Source organism: Mesorhizobium opportunistum WSM2075 (assembly GCF_000176035.2).
In the GTDB taxonomy this organism is placed as follows: Bacteria; Pseudomonadota; Alphaproteobacteria; order Rhizobiales; family Rhizobiaceae; genus Mesorhizobium; species Mesorhizobium opportunistum.
Genome location: NC_015675.1, coordinates 2,000,680 through 2,025,596 on the forward strand (window position 1 = coordinate 2,000,680; position 24,917 = coordinate 2,025,596).

The window sequence follows — 24,917 nt, forward strand, 5'->3', positions numbered from 1 at the left end:
CAAGCCGACCGCAAGGGCCAGACGCCGAAAAAACCACCGGCCCCGATCAACTTGTCAGTGCGGCGGCTGGCGACCGAAGCTTACGTTTTCGGTCGACTTCGCGACATTTTCTGTCGTGTGGAGCCCAAGTTTTTTGTGAATCGGTCTTGTGTGCGCCGGGGAATTCTGCCATAAAAATTTAGGACAGTAGTGCTGTCTTATTTTGTCGCACAAAACAGGCTGGATTGGCGTAACATATGGGCCTCTCCGGCTGTTGCCGCGAGCGACAGGTGGACGGCCAGACTCTGGCCTGTACGATACCAGATGCGGACCATGCGAAAAGCCGCATGATCCGGCAAGGATTTCGCAAGACGTGCCGCAAGGATCAGGGTGAGCAAGACGCTTGCCGAGGCAAATTAGCGACCGAAGAAATGGCCAGCGCCCGAAGGCTGGGAACGGAGGACAGGACAATGACGGACATGACGCTTGCTGCGACGAACGGCCAGGCCGCGCAGACGAAAGCGGCTGCCGTCAAAACTGCGCCTCGATCCAACATCGGCCGAACCGCCAACGGTTTTGCCGCCCAGGGCCTCTACGATCCGCGCAACGAGCATGACGCCTGCGGCGTCGGCTTCATCGTCAACATGAAGGGCGTGAAGTCGCACCAGATCGTCAAGGACGGCCTTGCCGTGCTCGAGAACCTAACGCATCGCGGCGCCGTCGGCGCCGATCCGCTGGTCGGCGACGGCGCCGGCGTGCTGGTGCAGCTTCCGGACCAATTCTTCCGTGAGGAGATGGCGGCCCAGGGCATCGAACTGCCGCCTTCTGGCCAATATGGCGTCGGGCACTGGTTCATGCCGCAGGACGCCGCCCTTCGCGCCCATATCGAAGAGATCATCGCCGAATCGGCGCAGTCCGAGGGACTGCCGCTCATCGGTTTCCGCGACGTGCCCGTCGACAATTCATCCCTGTCGAAGGCGGCCGACATCGTGGCGTCCGAGCCGTTCCATCGGCAGGTCTTCATTGGTCGCACCGCGGATATTCCCGACGACGAGGAGTACGAGGCCAGGCTTTACCTGCTGCGCAAGGTGATATCGGGCCGCATCTACGCCGAAAACGACAACAAGGACATCGGCGCCTATTGCGTGTCGCTGTCGGCGCGCACCATCGTCTACAAGGGCATGTTCCTGGCCTATCAGGTCGGCGCCTATTACAAGGACCTCAAGGACCCGCGCTTCGAGACCGCGCTGATCCTGGTCCACCAGCGCTTCTCGACCAACACCTTCCCATCGTGGAAGCTGGCGCATCCGTACCGCATGGTCGCCCACAATGGCGAGATCAACACGGTGCGCGGCAACAACAACTGGATGGCGGCCAGACAGGCTTCCGTCGATTCCGAACTGTTCGGCAACAACATCTCGAAGCTGTGGCCGATCTCCTATGACGGCCAGTCCGACACCGCCTGCTTCGACAATGCGCTCGAATTCCTGTTCCAGGGCGGCTACAGCCTCAGCCACGCCATGATGATGCTGATCCCGGAAGCCTGGGCCGGCAACAAGCTCATGGGCGCCGATCGCAAGGCTTTCTACGAGTACCATGCAGCCCTTATGGAGCCATGGGACGGCCCGGCGGCAGTCGCCTTCACCGACGGCCGCCAGATCGGCGCCACGCTCGACCGCAACGGACTGCGCCCGGCACGCTATATCGTCACCGACGACGACCGCGTCATCATGGCCTCGGAAGCCGGCGTGCTGCCGGTGCCGGAGGAGAAGATCGTCAAGAAGTGGCGGCTGCAGCCCGGCCGCATGCTTCTGATCGACCTTGCCAAGGGCCGCATCGTTCCCGACGAGGAGATCAAGTCGGAGATCGCGACGAAGCATCCGTACAAGACCTGGCTTGCGAATACCCAACTCATCCTCGAAGATCTGAAGCCGGTCGAACCGCGCGCGCTGCGCAAGGATGTCAGCCTGCTCGATCGCCAGCAGGCGTTCGGCTACACCCAGGAAGACACCAAGCTGTTGATGTCGCCGATGGCCACCACCGGCCAGGAAGCCGTGGGTTCGATGGGCACCGACACGCCGATCTCGGCCATGTCGGACAAGTCGAAGCTGCTCTACACCTATTTCAAGCAGAACTTCGCCCAGGTCACCAATCCGCCGATCGACCCGATCCGCGAGGAACTGGTGATGAGCCTGGTGTCCTTCATCGGGCCTCGGCCGAACATTTTCGACCTGGTCGGCAATTCGCGCCGCAAGCGGCTCGAAGTGCGCCAGCCGATCCTGACCAATGGCGATCTGGAAAAGATCCGCTCGATCGGCCATACCGAAGACCGCTTCGACACCAAGACGATCGACATCACCTACGGGTCGAGCGAGGGCGCTGCCGGCATGCAAGGCGCCATCGACAGGCTCTGTGAGCGCGCGGAGGCAGCGGTCGCCGGCGGCTACAACATCATCATCCTGTCCGACCGCCAGCTTGGCCCGGACCGGATCGCCATCCCGGCACTGCTGGCGACGGCAGCCGTGCATCACCACCTGATCCGCAAGGGGCTGCGCACCTCTGTCGGTCTCGTCGTGGAATCCGGCGAGCCGCGCGAAGTGCATCATTTCTGCTGCCTTGCCGGCTATGGCGCCGAGGCGATCAATCCCTATCTCGCCTTCGACACGCTGCTCGACATGCACAAGCGCGGCGAGCTGCCGGAGGAGGTCGACGCCTACGAGGTGGTGTCGCGCTACATCAAGTCGATCGGCAAGGGCATCCTCAAGGTGATGTCCAAGATGGGCATCTCGACTTACCAGTCCTATTGCGGCGCGCAGATTTTCGACGCGATCGGGCTGAAGTCCGACTTCGTGCAGCAATATTTCACCGGCACCGCCACGCTGATCGAAGGCGTTGGGCTGGAGGAGGTCGCCGGCGAGACGGTCAGCCGTCACACGGACGGCTTCGGCAGCGACCCGGTGCTGCGCAACAGCCTGGATGTCGGCGGCGAATATCTGTTCCGCATGCGCGGCGAGGCGCATATGTGGTCGCCCGACGCGGTCGCCACCTTGCAGCATGCCGTGCGCCAGGGTTCGTGGGAGACGTTCAAGGACTATTCCGCGCAGATCGACAGCGAGACGGCGCGCGCCCAGGCCATTCGCGGCCTGTTCAAGATCAAGCTGGCCGAGGAGACCGGACGCAAGAAGGTCGCGCTCGACGACGTCATGTCGGCAGCCGATATCGTCAAGCGCTTCTCGACCGGGGCGATGTCGTTCGGTTCGATTTCGCGCGAAGCCCACACCACGCTGGCACGCGCCATGAACCAGATCGGCGGCAAGTCGAACACCGGCGAAGGCGGCGAAGAAGCCGACCGCTATCTGCCGCTGCCCGGTGGTGGCAAGAACCCGGAACGCTCGGCGATCAAGCAGGTCGCTTCCGGCCGGTTCGGCGTTACGGCGGAATATCTGGTCAATTCCGATGTCATGCAGATCAAGGTCGCGCAGGGTGCCAAGCCTGGCGAGGGCGGCCAGTTACCCGGCCACAAGGTCGACGCGACCATCGCCAAGGTCCGGCACTCGACGCCCGGCGTCGGCCTGATCTCGCCGCCGCCGCATCACGACATCTATTCGATCGAGGATCTGGCGCAGCTGATCTACGATTTGAAGAACGTCAATCCGGCGGCCGACGTGTCGGTCAAGCTGGTGTCGGAAGTCGGTGTCGGCACGGTCGCGGCGGGTGTCGCCAAGGCACGCGCCGACCATATCACCATCTCGGGCTACGATGGCGGCACCGGCGCCTCGCCGCTGACCTCGCTGAAGCACGCCGGTTCCCCGTGGGAAATGGGCCTGGCCGAGACGCATCAGACGCTGGTGCTGAACGGCTTGCGTTCGCGGGTGGCGCTGCAGGTCGATGGCGGCCTGCGCACCGGGCGCGACGTCATCATCGGCGCGCTGCTCGGCGCCGACGAGTTCGGCTTCTCGACCGCGCCCTTGATCGCGGCCGGCTGCATCATGATGCGCAAGTGCCACCTGAACACCTGCCCGGTCGGCGTCGCGACGCAGGATCCGGTGCTGCGCAAGCGCTTCAAGGGCACGCCCGAGCACGTCATCAACTTCTTCTTCTACGTCGCGGAAGAGGTGAGGGCGCTGCTCGCCGAAATGGGCTTCACCCATCTCGACCAGATCATCGGCGACACCGATCTTCTGGAAAAGCGCGACCTGATCGTGCACTGGAAGGCGCGGGGGCTCGATTTTTCGAAGATGTTCTACAAGCCCGATGCCCCACATGAGGCGGTGCATTGGACCGAGCGGCAGAAGCATCCCATCGACGATGTGCTGGACCGCAAGCTGATCGAATTGGCCAAGCCCGCGCTGGAGGCCAAGCAGCCGGTCCAGATCGAGGTCGACATCCGCAATGTCGACCGTTCGACGGGCGCCATGCTGTCGGGCGAAGTCGCCAAGCGCTTCAAGCACAAGGGGCTGCGCGAGGACACCATCCAGGTGAAGCTGACCGGCACGGCCGGCCAGTCGTTCGGCGCCTTCCTGGCGCGCGGCATCTCGTTCGAGCTTGTCGGCGCCGGCAACGACTATGTCGGCAAGGGGCTGTCGGGCGGCCGCATCGTCATCCGGCCACCGGCAGAAGCCAAGATCGTCGCGGCCGAATCCATCATCGTCGGCAACACGGTGCTCTATGGCGCGACAGAGGGCGAGGCTTATTTCGCCGGTGTTGCCGGTGAGCGCTTCGCCGTGCGCAATTCCGGTGTTGCCGCCGTCGTCGAAGGCGTCGGTGACCATGGCTGCGAGTACATGACCGGCGGCATCGTCGTCGTCATCGGCAAGACCGGCCGCAACTTCGCCGCCGGCATGTCGGGCGGCGTCGCCTATGTGCTGGACGAGGCGGGCGATTTCGCCGAACGCTGCAACATGGCCATGGTCGAGCTGGAACCGGTTCCGGAAGAAGACGATCTGATGGAAAAGCTGCTGCACCATGGCGGCGACCTCGATCACAAGGGCCGCGTCGACGTGTCCGGCGACATGACCAGCCACGACGAGGAACGGCTCTACCAGCTGATCTCGAACCATGTGCACTATACGGGTTCGGTGCGCGGCCGCGAGATCCTCGACGACTGGACGACGTTCCGGCCGAAATTCCGCAAGATCATGCCAGTCGAGTACCGCCGTGCGCTGATCGAGATGGAACGCATGCGCATGGGCGTTGCCGCCGAATAGATTTTGCAACGGCCGGGAGGCCCAGGCTTCCCGGCTTCATGTCACCGACAATTTGACCTCTTGCCGAAGGTTGCCATGGCTGCCTCAAGAGGTTAACGGGTGCGGCGAAAACCGCACCATCTGGACAGCAGGAACTGGACTATGGGCAAGGTAACAGGCTTTCTCGAAATCGACCGGCAGGTCCACAAGTACCAGCCGGCGTCCGACCGCATCCGGCATTTCCGCGAATTCACGCTGCCGATGTCGGACAAGGAGGTCGAGAAACAGGCCGCGCGCTGCATGGATTGCGGCATTCCGTTCTGCCACGGGCCGACGGGCTGCCCGATCCATAACCAGATCCCCGACTGGAACGATCTCGTTTACAACCGGGACTGGGACAATGCGATCCGCAACCTGCATTCGACCAACAATTTCCCGGAATTCACCGGCCGCATCTGCCCGGCGCCTTGCGAGGAAGCCTGCACGCTGAACCTCGAGGACATTCCGGTCGCCATCAAGACGGTGGAGCAGGCGATAGCCGACAAGGCCTATGAGACCGGCCATATCAGGCCCTATCCGCCGGAGAAGAAGACCGGCAAGCGGGTCGCCATCATCGGTTCCGGCCCCGCGGGCATGGCAGCAGCCCAGCAGCTTGGGCGCGCCGGCCACGACGTTCACGTCTACGAGCGCGAAAGCCGTCCAGGCGGGCTGATGCGCTACGGCATCCCCGACTTCAAGATCGAGAAGCACTATATCGACCGCCGCATCGAGCAGATGCAGGGCGAGGGCGTGACTTTCCATTGCGGCGTCAATGTCGGTGTCGACAAGCCTGTCGCCGAACTGCTCGCCGAACACGATGCCGTGCTCTATTGCGGCGGTTCGGAAACGCCGCGCGCGGCCGGCATTCCCGGCGACGATCTCGGCGGCGTGCATGACGCTATGCCCTATCTGGTGCAGCAGAACCGCCGCGTCGGCGGCGAGCCGATACAGTCGGTGGCCTGGCCCTCGCATCCGATCATCGCCGGCGGACAGCATGTCGTCGTCGTCGGTGGCGGCGATACGGCCTCCGACTGTGTCGGCACGGCTTTCCGCCAGGGCGCGGTGCGCGTCACCCAACTCGACATCCGCCCGCAGCCGCCGGAGAAGGAAGACAAGCTCGCGGTCTGGCCCTACTGGGCGACCAAGATGCGCACGTCGTCCTCGCAGGCCGAAGGCGCCGAGCGCGAGTTCCAGGTGGCGACGCTCGAGTTCATCGGCGAGGAGGGCCAGCTGACCGGCGTCAAATGCTGCGAGGTCGACGAGAAGCGCAAGCCGATCCCCGGCACCGACTTCGTCATCCGCGCCGACCTTGCCTTCATCGCCATCGGCTTTGCCGGGCCGGCGACGGCCGGCGTGGTGACGGAACTGGAGGGGGAGATGAAGGTCACCACCGACAGCCGCCGCTCCCGGAATGTCGAGGCCAATGACCGCGACTACAAGACCAGCGTCGACAGGCTCTACGCGGCGGGCGATGTACGCCGCGGCCAGTCGCTGGTGGTCTGGGCGATCCGCGAAGGCCGCCAGGCGGCGCGCTCGATCGACGAGGCGTTGATGGGAACGAGCGTACTGCCTCGTTAAGGCGCGATCGCCGTCGTCGTGTCAGCCGAGGCGGCCGCAGCGGCGGAGCTTGTCTTGGGCGGCCAGGAAAAATCGTCGGCGCGGCCGGGTGAAGCCGCCGGCGCCTTGCCCTCGATCACCAGTCTTTCGCCGGGAAGAGCCGGATTGGCCTTTGCCGGCGGCGCGGCGCCGAGCAGTTCGGTGCCGCCGTCGAGCGCCGGATCGCTGAGCAGCATGGGCACGGTGCGGTCGATGACGATGGGTGCGGCGGCCGGCGCCGGGGCCTCGACAGGGGCGCCTGCCGGTGCGGCGGCCGGGGCCACGCTTCCGGGCGCGGCGAGACCGAGGATCTTCATCAGCGGCTTTTCGGTGTAGAAGGCGAGCTTGCGCTTGCCGGCTTTCGAGACGTTGATGCCGTCATCGGCGCGCAGTCGCACCGGCTGACCGTTCATGTCGGGGCCGCTGGTGATGAAGGCGCCGTTCTCGTCGACGAAGCCATCCCAGACATCGACGAACTCGCCGCCGTTCTTCTCGGCCGCCGAGTGGTAGATGTCGTTGAAGGCCAGCATGTCGGAGGTCATCTTCGACACCCGGAAGGCCGGCATGCCGACCCAAAGGAACGGCACCTTGGTGCTGGCGATGGCTTTGCCGAGTTCGTCGGTGCGGCGCTCGTATTCCTTGGTCCAGTTCTCGGACCGGGGTTGCTCGCGAACGTCCCCCACCATCATCTGCTGACGGTCGTTGGACCCCAGCATGACGACCACGGCGGCCGGTTTCTCGGTCTCGATCAGCGACTTGATCTGTTCGGGCCAATTGTAGACATCGTCGCGCACGAAACCGGACGAACCATTAGAGCGGACGACGATCCTGACGCCGGGATTCTCCGCGAAGGCGGTGTCCAGGCCTTCGGAGAGGCCGGTCGCCATGAAGTCGCCGACCACCAGGACGGTACGGGCATCCGGTGCCTTGTCGACCACCGGGGTTTCCGGTTCCGCGGGCGGACGGGGGGCGCGCGGCTTTTTCGCCTTGGGTCTTGCCTTCTGGATGGTCGGCGGCGGCTCAAACCGCTCGCTGCGGCGCGGAAACAGAAGGTCGCGCAGCGACCAGCCACGATTTTGCTGCTGCTCCTGCGCCATGGCCGGCGCATGGAAGGCACTGGCAGCGCCGATCACAAGCAGAACGATTGCTAGAATCAGGATCGGCATGCGGCGAACAAGGATCGCGATACGCGCGGCCGAAACCAATCACTCCTCCTCCCCTTGCGCCCACCCCACAAAACGAGCCGGTTTTGGGACCGGGCGCAAGTTCAAAGTACCGTTGCGCCCGGTGGCTCCGCCAAAAACGCGCACGGCGCCATGGCCGGCTCTATTTTTGCCGGAGCCATTTGAGCACTTCCATGCTCGGATACCCGTCCTGGGTCAAGCCGACCTTCGCCTGATAGGCCATGATGGCGGTCTTCGATCCGTCGCCGATCTTGCCGTCGAACTTGCCGTCGTAAAGTCCATGTTGCGAAAGCCGCTTCTGCAGCTCCTGCCGTTCCTCGAAACTGAGCTTGGTGAAAGGCCGCTTCCAATCCTGCACAAGACCGCTGGAGCCGGCGATCTCGTCGGCGAGAAGGCCGACGGCAAGGGCATATTTGTCGGCGTTGTTGTAGGCCTTGATCACCGAGAAATTCCTGATCATCAGGAACGCCGGCCCGCCGCGGCCATCCGGCACTTTGAGCGTCGCCTTGTCGGTGAGGTTCTTGAACGGCTTGCCGCTGGCCCTGACGACGCCGAGCGCTTGCCATTGCGCCAGCGTTTTCGAGCCAGCCGGCAGTTTTCCCGCCGGCAAGGCGACTTCATAGCCCCAGGTCTTGCCGGCCTGCCAGCCATTCTTCTTCAGCAGATTGGCCGATGTCGCCAGCGCGTCGGGAATGGAATTCCAGATATCGCGCCTGCCGTTGCCGTCCATGTCGACGGCATAATGCTGGTAGCTGGTGGGAATGAACTGGGTCTGGCCCATGGCGCCGGCCCAGGAGCCCATCAGGTGGCCTTCGTCGATGTCGCCGGTCTGCAGGATCTTCAGCGCCGCGACCAGCTGGGTGCGGGCATATTTGGACCGCTTCGGATCGCCATAGGCAAGCGTCGCCAGCGAACGCACGACATTGCGCATGATGTCGTCGCGCTTGAGGATTTCGCCATAGTTCGATTCCATCGACCAGATGGCCAGCAGAATGTAGCGGTCGACGCCGAACTTCGCCTCGATCCTGTCCAGCCACGGCTTCCATTTCTTGGCCATCTGCTGCCCGACGGCGACGGACTGGTCATGGACGCGGTTGTCGAAATAGTCCCAGGCGGGCGCGGTGAATTCGGGCTGGGTGCGGGCTTTTTCCAGCACCACCGGATCGGGTTCGTTGATACTCCTGAACGCCTGATCGTAGACAGAGCCGGAAACGCCGCCCGCCACGGCCGTGGCGCGGAAGCCGGCGACCCATTGCCGGAAACCGGCGTCGGCGAAGGCCGGCCCGGCAGGCATCAGCATAGCGAGCGAGAGGCTGGCCGCCGTCATGACGCTGGTGAAACGTTTTGCGGCATTGCGAACGGACATCTCTTCCTCCTTCTCTGTCTCAGGAAAGACCATTCATCGCCGAACCGGGTTATGAATTAGTTTACCATAGGCAATGCCTGGAACGAAAAGACGTCTCGATGCTTTACGGATGGGAGTTTCCCCTCGGTCTTGCCAGTAATCCTTAAATCCGGCGTGAAAATGTCGCCGGACGGGGATTGCGGAGCCAGCCATCAAATGGATAATTGGCGTATGAAGAGAGTTCGCAAGGCAGTTTTTCCAGTCGCTGGTCTCGGCACGCGGTTTCTCCCCGCCACCAAGGCTGTTCCCAAGGAAATGCTGACCGTCGTCGACCGGCCGGTCATCCAGTATGTGGTGGATGAGGCGCGCGAGGCGGGCATCGAACATTTCATCTTCGTCACCGGCCGCAACAAGGCGGTCATCGAGGATCATTTCGATATCCAGTTCGAGCTCTATGACACCCTCGCCCAGCGCGGCAAGGACGAGCAGCTTGCCCGGTTGCAGCGGCTGCAGCCGGCGCCGGGACAGACCAGCTTCACGCGCCAGCAGGTGCCGATGGGGCTTGGCCATGCCGTCTGGTGCGCGCGCGAACTGGTCGGCGACGAGCCGTTCGCGCTGCTGTTGCCCGACATGATCATGCAGTCGGAAAAGAGCTGCATGAAGGAGATGGTCGATCTTTACGCCGAGACCGGCAACAACATCATCGCCGTGCAGGAGTGCGATCCGGCCGAAGCCCATAAATACGGCATTGTCGGCCGGGGCGAACCGACCCATCACGGCTTCCGCATCACCGAAATGGTCGAGAAGCCAAAGACGGGCACCGCGCCGTCGAACCTGTACATCAACGGCCGCTACATCCTGCAGCCCGAGATCTTCAAGATCCTCGAAGGGCAGGAGAAGGGCGCCGGCAACGAGATCCAGCTCACCGACGCGATGCTGAAGCTGGAGAAGCAGCAGGCCTTCTACGGCTACCACTATCAGGGCCGCACCTTCGACTGCGGCTCCCCGGAAGGCTTCGTCGAGGCCAATGTCGCCTTCGCGCTGTGGCGAAGCGACATGAACCACAGCATGGCCACCGTCATCCGCACGCTTCTCGACGAGATGAAGCCATCAGAGCGGCGCGGGGCAGCATTCTAGGATGTGCTGATATTCAGGTGAGGCCGGCCTGCGAATGGCGGCTTCCTGCGCTTCCGGTACTCACGTACCCAAACGTACGCTCCGTTCCGGTTCTCGGAACCCACCATTCTCGGCGCCGCCTGACCTGAATCTCAACACATCCTTGGCGTTGCAGGCGCCTTCACTGCTGCACCTTCACGCCGAGATAGATGCTGTTGGCGGTGTAGTCGCGGCCTGGCAAATTGCTGGTCAGCTTTTCGGTCCTCACCTTGCTGGTGAGCCCGGCATAGCGGTTCAGCCACCAGGTCAGCCCGGCCTCGGCGCTCAAAATCCTGTCGTGGCCGTCGATGCCGACATAGTTGCGCCAGTCGAGGCCCAGGGCCGCGTTGCCGGTGAGGTTGGCACGGATCTGGCGTTCGCCGGTCAAGCGGCCGGAATAGAGGATGTCGCCGCTTTCACCTGCGGTGGTCGTGGTCTCGACAGTGGTGCTGCCGGTCAGGCCGATCATGGTGCCGCGCTCGGGCGACCATTTGAGGGCGGCGTTGACGGTGGCGCCTGAAATCGGCTCCAGGCTCTTGTCATCGATCGCTTCGCGCAGCCACCCCGCCGAGAATTCGCCCGAGAGCTTCTCGCCCATGTCGAGCTGCAGGCCGGCACGGGCGCCGAGCCGCGTCGAGGAACGCTCAAAGCCTTCGTTGTCGATGCGCTGATCGTAGATGCGGCGGCCGACCTCGATTTCGCTGAACGGGGTGAGGGCGGGGGAGATTTCGTAACCGGTGCGCAAAGTCGCCGTATAGAGCGTGTTGTCCTGGTCCTTCTGCGAGAGCGAGGTGCCGTCCGAAAGCTTGGCGTCGCCGTAGAAGTCGTGCGCAACCGCGCCGGTCAGCGTGTACTGCATCTTGCCGACCGCCTTTTCGACGGCAAGGCTGCCATCGACGGTCTGCCGCAGCGGCTGGGTGCTGACGCCGGCAATGGCGTCCGGCGATGACGCCGATTCCGGCACGGCCTCGTAGCCGAGCTTGGCGATGGCGCGCAGTTCGTTGTCGAGATCGACATTGTACTGGCCTTCGATGCGGCCCTGCGCATTGTGAACCGGGTAGCCCGACACCGTCTCGCGGAACAAGCCGTAGCCGTCGATGACAGCGGAGTTCTCGCGCCAGTCGGAAGTGGCGGAAAAGCGCAGCGCCGTCTCCGACAGCAGCGCCGAGTTGCCGGCGCTGCTCGAATCGCCGTTCGACGTGGCGGTCAGGCCCTGTTCGATCGTCGGCCGGATGACGAAGGAACCCCATTTGACGCCGGGGGCGGCGAACGGGTCGTCCTCTGGCTTCTTCTTCTGGCCTTCGATGGCGTCGGTGCGCTCGGCACCGGGGTCGAGCTTTTGCTTGTCGGCGCTGTCGATGGTGCGGGCACGGCGGTTGGCCGTCTCCTCGCCCGTGTCCGTCGTATCGGCTGTATCCGTCGTGGAAACCGTCGTTGAAGCGGTGGTATCGGTGGACGTCGTTTTCTTCTTCTTTTTCGACTTGTCTGTCGACTTGTCGGAAGTCTTGGAGCCCGCCTTGGTCTTGTCCCGATCCGCCTGTCCGGCAGTCGATGGACGGCGGCGAGGCTTGGGCGGTGTCGAAGTGTCGGCGGAGGTGTCGTCGCTCGCCTGCGGCGGGTCGAAAATGCTGCCGGACGGGCTTGCGTCGTTGCTGTCCGTATCGTCAGGCACGGCGCCGGCGCTGGCCGGCAGATAGGTGTCGGCCTGTGCGTCCTGCACGGCGTTGGCCGGTGCCTGCTGGCCCGGTCTTGCCAAGGCAAGCTGCCGCGCCTTGCGCTGCTGGTCGGACAGGATCGCCGATTCGGACACCTCGCCGCGCAGTTCCGTCTCCTGGGCATGCAGCGGTGCCGGGCGCAGCAAGGCAAACATGCTGGTCGCCAGCAGCAAGGCGCAGACCGCCTTGCCCTGTCGTCCTGTCGATTTTTCTGGCTGGACCTCGGACATCGCCACCACTGCTTGCGCGGCGCCTTGAGCGCCATACTTACCGAACCGTAAATGGGGATGGTTAACGGAGGGTTGAGACGGGCCCCTTACCGGGTTCCGGATGCCGATTTCGAAAGGGAATCATACCGCCTTCGTTAAGCTTCCTGTTTTCATGCCTGTCGCTGGCCCATTCCGTCTCACAGCTCGGCCGATATCCGTGGGGCCATTTCTGTTGGACAGGCGGGCGGCAAAGCGCTAATCGCATCACCCATGCATGTGAAATCCCTCGATAAGAAGCCCCTGGACAGGCAGGCGTCGATCGCTTCGGCGCTGAGAACGGTGGCGACCGAACAGGCCGGGATCGCAGCCTTGGCCGAAGCGCTCGAGAACGGCCTGGCCGCACCTTTCGCCCAGGCCGTCGACATGATCTCGAAGATCGAAGGCCGGCTCATCGTCACCGGTGTCGGCAAAAGCGGCCATATCGGTGCGAAGATCGCGGCCACGCTTGCCTCGACCGGCACGCCGGCTTTCTTCGTCCATCCCGTCGAGGCCAACCACGGCGATCTCGGCATGATCGCCAGGGACGACGCCATCATCGCCATCTCATGGTCTGGCGAGAGCAAGGAGATGCTGGGCATCGTCGCCTATTCCAGGCGCTTCTCCATTCCGCTCATCGCCATCACCTCCGGAGAGACATCGGCGCTGGCGCGGGCCGCCGACGTCGTGCTGCTTTTGCCACGCACCCCGGAAGCCTGCCCGCACGGCCTGGCGCCGACGACGTCGACCCTGCTGCAACTGGTCATTGGCGACGCGCTGGCGATCGCGCTGCTCGAGGCGCGCGGCTTCACGCCGGACCATTTCCGCACTTTCCATCCCGGCGGCCAGCTTGGCGCCAACCTGACCCTGGTCTCGGAGATCATGCGGATCGGCGACCAGATCCCGCTGGCTTCGCTCGGCACCAAGATGCCGGAAGCGGTGATGACGCTGTCGCAGAAGAAGGTCGGCTGCGTCCTGATCGTCGACGCCAACGGCGAACTGGCCGGGATCATCACCGACGGCGACGTGGCGCGAAACCTGCACCGCAACCTGGCCGACGTCATCGTCGACGAGGTGATGACCCGCACGCCCAAGACAGTCGACCCGCAGACGCTTGCCGGTACGGCGATCGCGCTGCTCAACGAGCACAATATCGGCGCCCTGGTGGTGACCAAGAACAACATGCCGCTGGGCGTGGTTCACTTCCACGACCTGCTTCGCATCGGCGCAGCCTAAGATATCGACTGGTCCTGACCTGAATCTCAACTCATCTTGCGTGTCGGTGCCGGGCTGAAAATTCAGACCCGCTCCACCGTGAGTTCCAGGTCGGTATCCGCCGCACTCGTGACACGGACCTGCGTGCCGGCGGGCAGATCCGGGCCGGAGACACGCCACAGCGTATCGCCGAGCTTGATGCGGCCACGGCCGTCCTTGATCGGCTCGGCGAGCGTCGCCATCTTGCCGATCATCTGGGCGCCGCGACGGTTGAGCAGCGGCTGGTCCGTCGGATCATGGCGCCCGCCGACCAGTTTCTTGCCGACATAGGCAGAGACCAGCGAAAGCGCGAGGAAAGCGAGTACCTGGACCTGCCAGGTCCAGATGGCCGCGTCCCAGATCAGCAGCGACACCGCGCCGATGATGAGCGCCGCGATGCCGATCCACAGCATGAAGATGCCCGGCGCGATGATTTCCATCACCAGCAGGACGAAGCCCAGGACCATCCAGCTCCACGGGCCGAGTTCGGAAATGACACGGTCGATCATGGTCTACTCCCAACCGCAGACATCAATTGTCGCTTGGCTTGACGACGGGCGGGCGTGAAACCTGCCGCTGCGTGCCGGCCGGGCCGTCGCCCTTGAACACTTCCCTGGCGATCTCGCCGATGCCGCCGAGCGAACCGATCAGCGACGACGCCTCGAAAGGCATCAGCACGATCTTGCTGTTGGTGGCCGAGCCGATCTTGCCCAGTGCCTCGGTGTATTTCTGGGCGACGAAGTAGTTCAGCGCCTGCACGTCGCCCTTGGAAATCGCCTCCGACACCACCTGGGTGGCGCGGGCTTCCGCTTCGGCCGAGCGTTCTCGCGCCTCGGCGTCGCGGAAGGCGGCTTCCTTGCGGCCCTCGGCTTCGAGGATCTGCGACTGCTTGAGGCCTTCGGCGGCGAGAATCTGCGCCCGCTTGTTGCGCTCGGCGGTCATCTGGCGGCCCATCGATTCGATCAGGTTGGCCGGCGGGTTGATGTCCTTGATCTCGACGCGGGTGATCTTGATGCCCCACGGATGCGCGGCCTCGTCGACCACGCGCAGCAAGCGCTCGTTGATGGCGTCGCGGTTGGACAACAACTCGTCGAGATCCATCGAACCCATGACGGTGCGGATGTTGGTCATCGTCAGGTTGAGGATGGCGTTCTGCAGGCCGGCAACCTGATAGGCCGCCTGTGCTGCATTGAGGATCTGGAAGAAGGCGATGCCGTCGACACCGACAATCGCGTTGTCGCGGGTGATGATCTCCTGGCTCGGAACGTCGAGCACCTGCTCCATCATGTTCATCTTGGCGCCGATACGGTCGACGAACGGCGTGATGATGTTGAGGCCTGGGCTCAGTGTCCTTGTATAACGGCCGAAACGTTCGACGGTATAGTTGTAGCCTTGCGGAATTGTCTTAATGCCTTTGAACAGCACCAGCACGACAAGCGCGACCAGCACTACGACCGCAATATCGAAACCACTGAAATCCATTTGGCTCTCCCTCAGAAGCAAGTCGCGCGAGCCATTCCCGCGCAGCCAGCTTCAGCAAAGACTTAAGTGTGTTTCAGCAACGTTACAATCTGGTGATGAGGGATTGTTTGTGGGTCTGCAGCTAGCGGTTGAAGGCAAACAGGCCTGCATCCGTGTCATCGAAGCCGCCGATGGAGGCTGAGACGATCTCCGAGGCAATCCGCGAGAAGGTGATGCCGTTGCCGCCGTAACCCATCACGGCATGGATGCGCGGGTGTCTCGGAATGGCGCCGATATAGGGCAGGCCGGTGGTCGTGGTGCCGAAGGAACCGGTCCAGGCAAATTCAGGCCTGACGTCGAGACGTGGAAACAGCCGGCTAAGTTTTGCCGCGATGCGCGCGCTCTTGTCGGCGATCAGTTCGTCGCGGCGTGCCTCGTCGATGAAGTCCTCGTCCTCGCCGCCGCAGATGACCCTGCCGTCGGCTGTCGCCCTGGCGTAGAGATAGGGCTCTGATGCTTCCCAGATGAAAGCTGCCTGCGGCCAGAGCTTTCGCGGCTGCGGGCGTGTCGCTATAGCCCAGGTCGAGATGATCCGGTGAGCGGCCGCCGGCACGATGTCGACCAGTTCATAGCCGGTGGCCAGAACAACATGCCGCGCCGTGATCGTCGGGCCACCCTTGGTCGCCACGACCACCGCGTCGTCACTGTCCTCGATCCTTGTTGCCTCGACGGGGGCGTGGAAACATGCCTTGCGCTCCAACGCCTTCAACAGCAGCCCGGCGGTCAGCTTGCGCGGGTCGAGCGCGATATTGCCGTGGCTGAGGATGGCGCCGCCGCGCTCGACGCCGTAGCGCTCGGCCAGCGGCTGCGGAGCGAGATAGGTTGCGGCGATACCCGCTTGCCGGCGCGCTTCGGTTTCGTCCCGCAGTTCCGAAGCGCTGAGCATGGTGCCGGCCAGATAGAGCGATTGGGTACGGCACAGGCGGCAGCCGATGGCCAGGTCCTCGATACGACCGGCCAGATTGGAAATGGCGAGCCGCGAGCGTCTCCAGGCCTGCTGCGCTTTGGACTTGCCGATCATCTTGATCAACACTGAAAGCGGCTGGTCGAGTTCGAATTCGACCAGTGCCGTGGTCGCGGCGGTCGAGCCTTTCACCGGTCCGCGCCGGTCGATGCAGATCACGGAATGGCCGTCCGCCGTCAGTACTTCGGCCATCATGGCGCCGCTGACCCCCATGCCGACGATCAGTACATCGGCCTTGGCGTCACGGCTCAGCGCGGTCGTCGGCACCGCGGGCGCCCGATAGGCGGACCAGACGGGCCGGCCAGTTCTGAGGTCGAGTTGGCGGGGCATCGAACGCTCCGGAAGGTGCGCCTCAACGCCCCGGAGTGGCCGTTGTTCCGGCGTCAGGCCCAGCCGGAGAGTTCGCGCCGCACCAGCGCCTCGATCACCGCCATGCCCTCGGCGCTGTCGTTGAGACAAGGGATGTGGGCGAAGTTCTTGCCGCCGGCATGATGGAAGGTTTCGGCGGCCTCGCGGCCAATCTCGTCCAGCGTCTCGATGCAGTCGACGGAAAAGCCGGGATTGACGATGGCGATCGATTTCACGCCGTCCTTGCCCAGTTTCTCCACCGTCTTGTCCGTGTAGGGCTGCAGCCATTCCTGCGCGCCGAAGCGCGACTGGAAGGTAGTGATCAGCTTCTTCTCGTCCCAGCCAAGCTTTTGGCGCAGCAGCCGCGTCGTCTCGAGACAGTGCGTCTGGTAGGGATCGCCTTTGTCGGAATAGGGTTTCGGGATGCCGTGATAGGAGGTGATGACCACCTCCGGTTCGAAATCGAGCGTTACCAGGTGCCGCTCGATCGAACGGGCAAGCGCTTCGATATAGACCGGTTCGGCATAGTAGGGCGGCACGCTGCGGATAGCCGGTGCCGCGCGCATCTTCATCAGCGCCCGAAACAGCTGGTCGTTGGCCGTCGCCGTCGTCGTCGCCGAATATTGCGGATAGAGCGGGAACGAAAGAATGCGGTCGCAGCCTTGCGCAACCAGCTTTTCGGCGATGCTAGCCGTCGAAGGGTTGCCGTAGCGCATCGCCCAATCGACGACGACATCGGGCAGGTCGGCCAGTGCGGCGCCCAGCTTTTCGCTTTGAGCACGGGTGTAGGTGCGCAACGGCGACTCGTTCCTCTCCCGGTTCCATATGCGGGCATAGTTGGCGCCCGACTTCTTCGGCCGCATGGTGAGCACGAGGCCATAGAGGATCGGATACCAGATCGCCTTGTTGAGCTCGATGACACGCGGATCGGACAGGAATTCCCTGAGATAGCGCCACATCGGCTTGAAATCGGTGCCGTCGGGCGTGCCGAGATTGACCAGCATGACGCCGACCTTGCCGGCCTGGGCCGGACCGGGCTGCGGACTGACAGCCTTTGCGGCCTTGGCATCGACAGGGGTGGAAAGCGTCATAAGGGTTCTCCAGGAGACGCGAACCTAACCATCTTGCGCGCGCTTTCAATGCAGCGTCTGGCCGCACCTTAGCCTAAAACACAAAACCCGCCCGGTTTCCCAGGCAGGCTTGGTGTTGGAAGAGGCGAAGTGAGGCTATTTCGCCGGGATGGTCAGCGTCGCGCCGGGCATAAGCCGGTGCGGCCTTTGTCCCTTGTTGGCCTCAAAGATGAGCTTCCACTTGGTCGCGTCGCCATAGGCCTTCTTTGCCAGGTCCCAGTAGGTATCGCCGGCAACGATGACATGGTTGCCCGTGGCCGGCGCGGCCGCTGCGGGTTTTGCCGGCTCGGCGGGCGCGGGTGCTGCCGGGGCGGGTGCTGCCGGTGCAGGAGCCGTCTCGGCCGGCTTTGCCGGTTCAGCGGGTGCCGCCTCTGTCGATATGGCCGGCGGCTTGTTGGCGATATCGCCGGAGTTGGCGGGCAGTTCAGGCATTGCCGGTGCCGCGTCCGCGGGCTTTGCCGGTTCAGCCGGCTTGGCGGCTTCGGCCGGCGCTGGCTTCGCCGGTTCGGCGGGCTTTGCCGGTTCTGCCGCCGGTGCCGCCGCGACGGTCGCGGCAATCTCGGTGATGCGGCCGTCGAGCTTGGGCGTGTAGGGCCGATGCGCGCCGAGATAGTCGGCAACCACCTGTTCGAGGCCGGGGCCGTAGTCGTAGGCCTTCTTGGCCTTTTCGGCGAAGACCTTGTAGCCGTCGCCACCCTGGCGGACGTAATTGTTGGTGGCGACCAGATAGTCCTTGTCGGGATTGATCGGCGCCCAGGCGCCGTTCTCCATCACTTCGACCGACTTGACGCGGCCGGCATTGGGCGCGACCGACTTGTCGAAGGAATATTTCAGGCCGGCGACCTGCGGGAAGCGGCCGGCGCCGTCCTCGATCTGGCTGAGGCCGCTTTCGAGGCCGGCGACCAGGTCCTTGCCGGAGATCTGGAAGGTCGCCAGCGTGTTCTGGAACGGCAGCACGGTCAGCACCTCACCCATGGTGACGGTGCCCTTGTCGATCGAGGCGCGCAGGCCGCCGCCATTGGAGATCACGATCTCGACGCCCTGTCCCTTGACGCGGTCGAGGATGGCGTCGGAGACGAGGTTGCCCATCGCGCATTCATGGACGCGGCAGCTCTCGCGGCTGCCGTCGATCACGTCGGTGGTCTCGGCGACTTCCTTGTTCTTCAAGGCCTCGATCGGCGCTCCAAGCTCCTTGATGCGGGCGAGCACGGCAGGATCCGGCGTGATCGACTTGTCGAGGTAGATCGGATCGCCGCTCGCCGATTTGACGACGCCATTGTCGTCGAACACGACCTTGAACTCGCCGAGATATTTCGAATAGGACGCCGCCTGCACGACCGGCACCTTGTAGCCGTCGGGATTGTCCGCCATCGTCGGATAGGGGCCTGCCGCCTTCGGATCGGTATTCGACAAAAGCGTATGGCTGTGGCCGCCGACGACCACGTCGATGCCCGGGATCTTGGCGATGACGTCGCGCTCCCGGTTGTAGCCGATATGGGTCACGGCGATGATCTTGTTGACGCCTTGTGCCTTCAGCTTCTCGACCTCCGCGGTGATCGACTTGACGTCGTCCGCGATGGCGATGTTGGGCCCGGGGGAGGCGAGTTCGGGCGTGTCGTTGGTGACGGCGCCGACAATGCCGATCTTCTGGCCGCCGACCTCCACGACGATCGACGGCTTGATCTTGCCCGCCGCGCCGGACTTGTCGTTGGGCACGACATTGGCACTGACGACCGGAAACTTCGCCTTGTCGAGGTAAGGCACCAGCGCGCTCTCGCCGTCGTCGAATTCGTGGTTCCCGAGCGTCACAGCGTCGGGTTTTATCTGATTGAGGAATTCCTCTTCCACGGCGCCCTTGTAGGTGGTGTAGAACAGCGATCCTTGGAAGCTGTCACCTGCATTGAGCAGCAGTACGTTCTGGCCTTCGAGCTTCTTGCGTTCCTGGGCGATCGCGGTGACCAGCCGGCCGGCGCCGCCAATGCATTCGCCCTTGGTCTCCTCATCGGCCGAACAGGTCGATTCGTATTTGTTGTTGCCTTCGATGCGGCTGTGCCAATCGTTGAAATGCAAAATGTTCAGTGTGTAGTCGGCAAAGGATGCGCCGGCCGACAGGCCGAGCGTCGATACGGAAAGGGCGGCAATGGCGGCAAGCTTCTTCATCTTCGTCTCCCGGCAGGCTGATCAGAGGCGTTTAACACCCTTGCTTGACTGGGACATAACAGCCAGCATTTTGACCATGTTCCCATCGCGTTTCGGCAGACGCAAGCGGAAATGCCGGCTGTATTTTCCGGCGAAAACCCCGGGGTATTTTCTGGCGAAAAACCCGGGGTGTTTTCTGGCGCAAAAAAAGGGACCGCGGCCTGTTGACCGCCGTCCCTCGTGAGGCGCTATGAGGCGAACCCTGCTCGTTCAGGTGCGTCGCGTCAGCACGAAGTTCTGGCCGGACGAACTGGTGCAGTTCAGCTGGCTGGTCGACACCAGCAGGCAGTTGAAGCTGACACCGGTCTGGCGGATCAGCGATGTGCCGTTGATCTGCACCGACGTGGCGCCGGTCATCGTGTAGCTGCCATCCGCCAGCTTCTGGCCGGTGTCGGTGGCCACCGTCGCGAATTTCCCGGCGGTGAAGGTCGACAGGCCGGTGCCCTTGGCGTCGATCCAGGAGCCTTCGACGCCTTTCGGCGAGGTTGCCATCGGCGGCTCGCCGGGACCGCTGGTGGCACAGGCAGCAAGCATCGAGGCCATGGCACCCGCCACGCCCATCGAAAGAATTTTGCGCGCAATAGTCATATGAAATCCTCTCCAAACGCATCGGCCCAAAAATCGGGTTCGATTTTGGAAAGCGCGATGCGAACGCCCAAAATGCTAGAGTGTGCCTTGTGCGCCCAACGGGAGGCACAAAGCTGTCTAGGCCGCATCCCTTCAATCGCCCGATTTCCGGGCGATTGCAAGGTAATGGGGCATGCTATCGGACGAGGATGTTGCGGAATTGCCACGGGTCACTGCGGTCGAGGTCCTCCGGGAACAGGCCCGGACGCCTGTCGAGCGGGGTCCAGTCGGTGTAGTAACCCTTGACCGGTCCGAGATAGGGCGACTGCACGTCGAGGCAGCGCCTGTAGTCCATTTCGTCGGCCTCGACGATGCCGGCGTCCGGATTTTCCAGAGCCCAGACCATGCCGGCGAGAACCGCCGAGGTGACCTGCATGCCGGTGGCGTTCTGATAGGGCGCCAGCTTGCGCGCCTCGGCCAGCGAAAGCTGGGAGCCGTACCAGTAGGCATTCTTGTCATGGCCGTAGAGCAGGACGCCGAGCTCGTCGACGCCGTCGACCAGTTCGTTCTCGTCGAGCACGTGGTGCACCGGCTGAGGCTTGCCGGCAGCGCCGAACATCTCGTCCAGCGACAGCATCGCGTCGTTGCAGGGATGGTAGGCATAGTGGCAGGTCGGGCGGTACTGGACCTTGCCCTTCTTGGAACGCACGGTGAAGAAATCGGCGATCGAGATGGCCTCGTTGTGCGTCACCAGCAGGCCGTACTGGGCGCCCGGCGTCGGGCACCATGAGCGCACGCGCGTGTTGGCGCCCGGCTGCTCCAGATAGATCGCGGCCTTGGAGCCATGCTTGTGCTTCTTGCCGTTCTTCGGCATCCATTTTTCGTGTGTGCCCCAGCCAAGCTCGGCCGGCTGCAAGCCTTCGGAGATGAAGCCCTCGACCGACCAGGTATTCCAGAACACATCCATCGGCTTCGGCTTCTTGGTGCGCTGCGTGTCGCGCTCGGCGATGTGGATGCCCTTGACGCCGGCCTTCTTCATAAGCTTGGCCCAGCCTTCGCGGTCTTCCTGCGCTGGCTCCGAGAATTCCAGGCCAAGATCGGTGGCGAGATTGACCAGCGCCTGCTTGACGAACCACGAGACCATGCCGGGATTGGCACCGCATGTGGAGACCGCGGTGGCGCCGCCGGGCTTGTCGTGCTTTTCCTTGATCAGGGCTTCGCGCAGCGCATAGTTGGTGCGGCTGGCATTGTCGGCCTTGGCGTCGAAATAGAAGCCGAGCCAGGGCTCGACGACGGTGTCGATGTAGAGCACGCCGAGCTTGCGGCAGAGCCGCATCAGGTCGACCGAGCCGGTATCGACCGACAGGTTGACGCAAAAGCCCTGGCCGCCGCCATTGGTCAGCAGCGGGGTCAGGAGCTTCTTGTAATTCTTCTCGGTCACCGCTTCCTGGACGAAAGCGATGCCGCGCTCGTCGAGCAGCTTGCGGTCGGTGTCGCGCGGGTCGAGGACCGTCATGCGCGACTTGTCGAACTTGAAATGGCGCTCGATCAGCGGCAGCGTTCCCCGTCCGATCGAGCCAAAGCCGATCATCACCACAGGGCCGGTGATCTCACCGTAAACGGGCCAGTTTTCAGTCGCCATTTTATCGAGCACTCCTCAAAAAACACTCCAGAACAGCCGCTTGGCCGCGGCGCGACAAACCATAGATCATTGTCACAATAAAGGGAAAAGCAGCGAAACGCTTGGGAGCGCCGCCGTGGAGGTGCTCGGCGATGCCACCGGGAGGCCATGGCCTGCCGATGGCGGATGTTGAGCCGGCGTCGTATCAGCGAGCGCCGCCGGACGCGTTGATGCGTTCGCCGGTCAGCCACGCCGCCTCGTCCGAGGCGAGGAAGGCCACGGTCGGGGCGATGTCGTCCGGCTTGCCGAAGCGCTGGCCAAGGGGGACGCCAGCGATCAGCATATTGCCGAAATCGGTGCCAACCATGCCTTCGGTCATTTCTGTATGGGTATAGCCGGGCGCCACGATGTTGACACGGATGTTGCGGGCTCCGAGTTCTCTCGACAGGCTAAGCGTCAGCGTATCGATCGCCGCTTTGCTGGCGGAATAGAGGCTGGTGTTTGGCACTGGGTTCCAGCTCGAGATCGTGCCGATGTTGACGATGCTGCCGCCGGTCTCGGGGAAGTGGCGCATGGCCGCCTTCGTGGTCAGGATCGTGCCCAGTACGTTGGTGTCGAAGAGCCGCCGATAATCCGCCTCACTGGCTTCCTCGAAAGTGCCGAAGCTGGCGGTCGCGGCATTGTTGATCAGAATGCTTGGCTTGCCAAATGCGATCTCGGCGGCCTCGAACATCTTCTCGACTTCGGCGGCATCGGCCACGTCGCCCCGGACCGCAGTAGCCTTGCCACCGGCGGCGACGATCTCCTTGACCGTGCGTTCCGCAGCCTCACGGCTGGAGGCGTAGTTGACGATGACGGCGGCGCCTTCCGCCGCCAGTCGTTTGGCGATGCCCGCACCGATGCCTCGCGCGGCACCGGTGACGATGGCGACCTTGTTGTTGAGCTTGCCCATTTTGGTTCTCCGAATGGATGGATGGATTTGACAACCGCCCAATTGGCCATTCCTGAGTGGGTCAGGTAGAGTGAACAAAAACATATTACTAATTCCAAGGTGGAATAGATGGACAGGCTCATGGTGATGAACACCTTTATAAGAGTCATCGAAACCGGCTCGTTCTCGGCGGCTGCGCGGCATTTGCGCGTCGGGCAGCCAGCCGTCTCGAAGGCCATCGCGCAGCTCGAGGAACGGCTCGGCGTTCGCCTGCTGTCGCGCACCACCCGAGGTCTCTCGCCGACCGATGCCGGCCTCAGCTTCTATGAAGGCGCGAAGCGCGCGGTCGATGAGGCCGACGAAGCGGAGAACGCGGCGCGTGGCACTGCGGCGGCGCTTACCGGGTTGCTGCGCATCGGTACGTCGGTAACCTTCGGCCGCCTGCATGTCGTGCCGAGGCTGAAAGCCTTCCTGGACGCTCATCCGAGGCTCGACGTCGAGGTGGCGATGGACGACAGGAACGTCGACCTCGTCGAGGAAGGGGTAGATGTCATGCTGCGTCTGGGTGAAAGCTTCGCCCCTGCTCATATCGGGCGCAAGATCGCCACCTGTCGTCGTCTCGTGGTGGCGGCACCCTCGTACCTGGCACGCGAGGGCGAACCCATCGCGCCGGATGAGCTGTCGCGGCACGAGGCGATCCTTTTCGTCCGAGCAGGCACTTCCAATCGCTGGACGTTCCGGCGAGGCGCCGAAGAGATTTCGCTTGCCGGCCAAGGGCGGCTGCGCGTGACTTCCGCCGAAGGGATACGTGAGGCAGTACTTGCCGGCATCGGCTTCACGGTCGGCTCCGAATGGATGTTCGATGCAGAACTGCGCAGCGGTGCGGTGCGGCCGATCCTGGTCGACTGGGCGCTGCCGCCTGTTGAATTGTGGGCGCTGTTTCCGGCCGGACGCAAGGCCAGCGTCAGGGCAAGGACCTTCGTCGATTTCCTGGCGGGCAGCCTGTAGGCGGCTTCAGCCGGCCATTGTCTTCAATCGTTCGATCAGCCGGTCGCGATCCGATGTCAGGCCCTTGTAGTCGAGCTGGGCGAGGTCGAGCGCTTCGAGTTGGGCGGCGAAAGACAGCGCCAGCGTCGCCCAGTCCGGGTGCCGCGCCAGTACGGCGAGCGGGTCGAGGTGGATGCGGACGGTGAACAGGATATCGCCCGACACGGGAAGCTTGCGCAGCGTCTGCCGCTCGACACGGATGAAGGCGTGCGCGTTGACGTCACCGTCTGGGAAGCGTGTCGGCCGGTTCGTGGCGCGGTCGATGCGCTCGACATTGGACAGCGGATGGTAGAGTGCATTGTCGGCCTGGATCGACCAGTTGAAGCGCACGACCGCTTGGCCCTGCAGGCCGTCGAACATGCGGTTGATCAAGTCGGCCGGACGTGTGCCCGGACCAAAGCCCGGCACCGGGGCGTGGATCTGCTGCAGCGGCTTGCCGAACTTCTCCAGGAGCGACCAGGACGAGGGAAAGCACAGCGAACCGGCGGCGAGCCGCCAGCCACTGTCGTCGCGGCGCATCAGGATCAGGTCTTCCTGGACCAGCAGCGATGCCGCGACGAGCGGCGCGTCGGCAAGATCCGGAGGCAAGGCAGGGCGGTTCACAGCGCCCATCACCTCGATACCCGCATCGGTGCGGCCATGGCTGTTTGGAAATCGCTCCGGCAGATAGGCGCCGAGCAAGTCGAGCACTTCCTGCTGTGCGTCCCGCGTGCCGTCCTCCTCGACGAAAACCCGCTCTGGGATTTCGGCATAGAGCCGGCGCTTCTCGGCGAGGTAGGGCAGGAGATGGCCGTCGACCTCGATCCAATCCGCCGGATCGAGCGGCTTCAGCCCGATGGTGAAGAGTTTCGACGAGCCGTCATAGGGCGTATGGGTGGGCAAGGGGGTCAT

Annotated in this window: 17 protein-coding genes; 5 read left to right on the plus strand and 12 right to left on the minus strand. The window is 63.6% G+C overall.

Annotated features, from left to right (window positions below; genetic code table 11):
• The first annotated feature begins 449 nt into the window (after positions 1–449).
• Both gltB and MESOP_RS09600 read left to right on the plus strand, forming a co-directional pair.
• Positions 450–5,186, plus strand: coding sequence for a glutamate synthase large subunit (gene gltB / locus MESOP_RS09595; protein ID WP_013893130.1), 4,737 nt, complete (start codon positions 450–452; stop codon positions 5,184–5,186).
• Positions 5,187–5,327: 141 nt separating this feature from the next.
• Entirely contained in the window at positions 5,328–6,782 is a 1,455-nt protein-coding gene (locus tag MESOP_RS09600) for a glutamate synthase subunit beta (RefSeq protein ID WP_013893131.1), read from the plus strand.
• On the opposite strand, the gene MESOP_RS09605 is transcribed toward MESOP_RS09600, so the two are convergent.
• Entirely contained in the window at positions 6,779–8,005 is a 1,227-nt protein-coding gene (locus MESOP_RS09605) for an SGNH/GDSL hydrolase family protein (protein WP_013893132.1), read from the minus strand. The two genes, MESOP_RS09600 and MESOP_RS09605, sit on opposite strands and share 4 nt — an antisense overlap.
• A 121-nt stretch (positions 8,006–8,126) precedes the next feature.
• On the minus strand, positions 8,127–9,350 hold the full coding sequence (locus MESOP_RS09610) for a lytic murein transglycosylase (protein WP_013893133.1): 1,224 nt from the start codon (positions 9,348–9,350) through the stop codon (positions 8,127–8,129).
• Positions 9,351–9,560: 210 nt separating this feature from the next.
• Between MESOP_RS09610 and galU the strand changes: the two genes are divergently transcribed.
• Entirely contained in the window at positions 9,561–10,466 is a 906-nt protein-coding gene (gene galU, locus MESOP_RS09615; RefSeq protein WP_013893134.1) for a UTP--glucose-1-phosphate uridylyltransferase GalU, read from the plus strand.
• A gap of 160 nt (positions 10,467–10,626) precedes the next feature.
• On the opposite strand, the gene MESOP_RS09620 is transcribed toward galU, so the two are convergent.
• A complete protein-coding gene (locus tag MESOP_RS09620; RefSeq protein WP_041164041.1) occupies positions 10,627–12,429 on the minus strand; it encodes an outer membrane beta-barrel protein in 1,803 nt (600 codons plus the stop codon).
• Between the two features lie 249 nt (positions 12,430–12,678).
• Between MESOP_RS09620 and MESOP_RS09625 the strand changes: the two genes are divergently transcribed.
• Positions 12,679–13,680, plus strand: a complete 1,002-nt coding sequence (locus MESOP_RS09625; RefSeq protein WP_013893136.1) for a KpsF/GutQ family sugar-phosphate isomerase — start codon at positions 12,679–12,681, stop codon at positions 13,678–13,680.
• A gap of 62 nt (positions 13,681–13,742) precedes the next feature.
• On the opposite strand, the gene MESOP_RS09630 is transcribed toward MESOP_RS09625, so the two are convergent.
• The 8 genes from MESOP_RS09630 to MESOP_RS09665 form a co-directional block, all read right to left on the minus strand.
• Positions 13,743–14,207: an NfeD family protein gene (locus MESOP_RS09630; protein WP_013893137.1), complete on the minus strand. Its 465-nt coding sequence runs from the start codon at positions 14,205–14,207 to the stop codon at positions 13,743–13,745.
• A 22-nt stretch (positions 14,208–14,229) separates the two neighbouring features.
• Positions 14,230–15,180, minus strand: coding sequence for an SPFH domain-containing protein (locus MESOP_RS09635; protein ID WP_013893138.1), 951 nt, complete (start codon positions 15,178–15,180; stop codon positions 14,230–14,232).
• A 121-nt stretch (positions 15,181–15,301) separates the two neighbouring features.
• Positions 15,302–16,513, minus strand: coding sequence for an NAD(P)/FAD-dependent oxidoreductase (locus tag MESOP_RS09640; protein ID WP_013893139.1), 1,212 nt, complete (start codon positions 16,511–16,513; stop codon positions 15,302–15,304).
• A gap of 53 nt (positions 16,514–16,566) precedes the next feature.
• A complete protein-coding gene (gene hemH / locus MESOP_RS09645; RefSeq protein WP_013893140.1) occupies positions 16,567–17,622 on the minus strand; it encodes a ferrochelatase in 1,056 nt (351 codons plus the stop codon).
• A 135-nt stretch (positions 17,623–17,757) separates the two neighbouring features.
• A complete protein-coding gene (locus tag MESOP_RS09650) occupies positions 17,758–19,821 on the minus strand; it encodes a 5'-nucleotidase C-terminal domain-containing protein (RefSeq protein WP_013893141.1) in 2,064 nt (687 codons plus the stop codon).
• A 249-nt stretch (positions 19,822–20,070) separates the two neighbouring features.
• Positions 20,071–20,448, minus strand: a complete 378-nt coding sequence (omp10, locus tag MESOP_RS09655; protein ID WP_013893142.1) for an outer membrane lipoprotein Omp10 — start codon at positions 20,446–20,448, stop codon at positions 20,071–20,073.
• 175 nt (positions 20,449–20,623) lie between these two features.
• Positions 20,624–22,069: a homospermidine synthase gene (locus tag MESOP_RS09660; protein WP_013893143.1), complete on the minus strand. Its 1,446-nt coding sequence runs from the start codon at positions 22,067–22,069 to the stop codon at positions 20,624–20,626.
• A gap of 184 nt (positions 22,070–22,253) precedes the next feature.
• A complete protein-coding gene (locus MESOP_RS09665) occupies positions 22,254–23,000 on the minus strand; it encodes an SDR family NAD(P)-dependent oxidoreductase (protein ID WP_013893144.1) in 747 nt (248 codons plus the stop codon).
• A gap of 108 nt (positions 23,001–23,108) precedes the next feature.
• Here MESOP_RS09665 and MESOP_RS09670 point away from each other — a divergent pair, with 108 nt between their 5' ends.
• Positions 23,109–23,987, plus strand: a complete 879-nt coding sequence (locus MESOP_RS09670) for a LysR family transcriptional regulator (protein ID WP_013893145.1) — start codon at positions 23,109–23,111, stop codon at positions 23,985–23,987.
• Between the two features lie 6 nt (positions 23,988–23,993).
• On the opposite strand, the gene MESOP_RS34625 is transcribed toward MESOP_RS09670, so the two are convergent.
• Positions 23,994–24,917 (minus strand): heme-dependent oxidative N-demethylase family protein, encoded by a 924-nt coding sequence (locus MESOP_RS34625; protein WP_013893146.1) that lies wholly within the window; start codon positions 24,915–24,917, stop codon positions 23,994–23,996.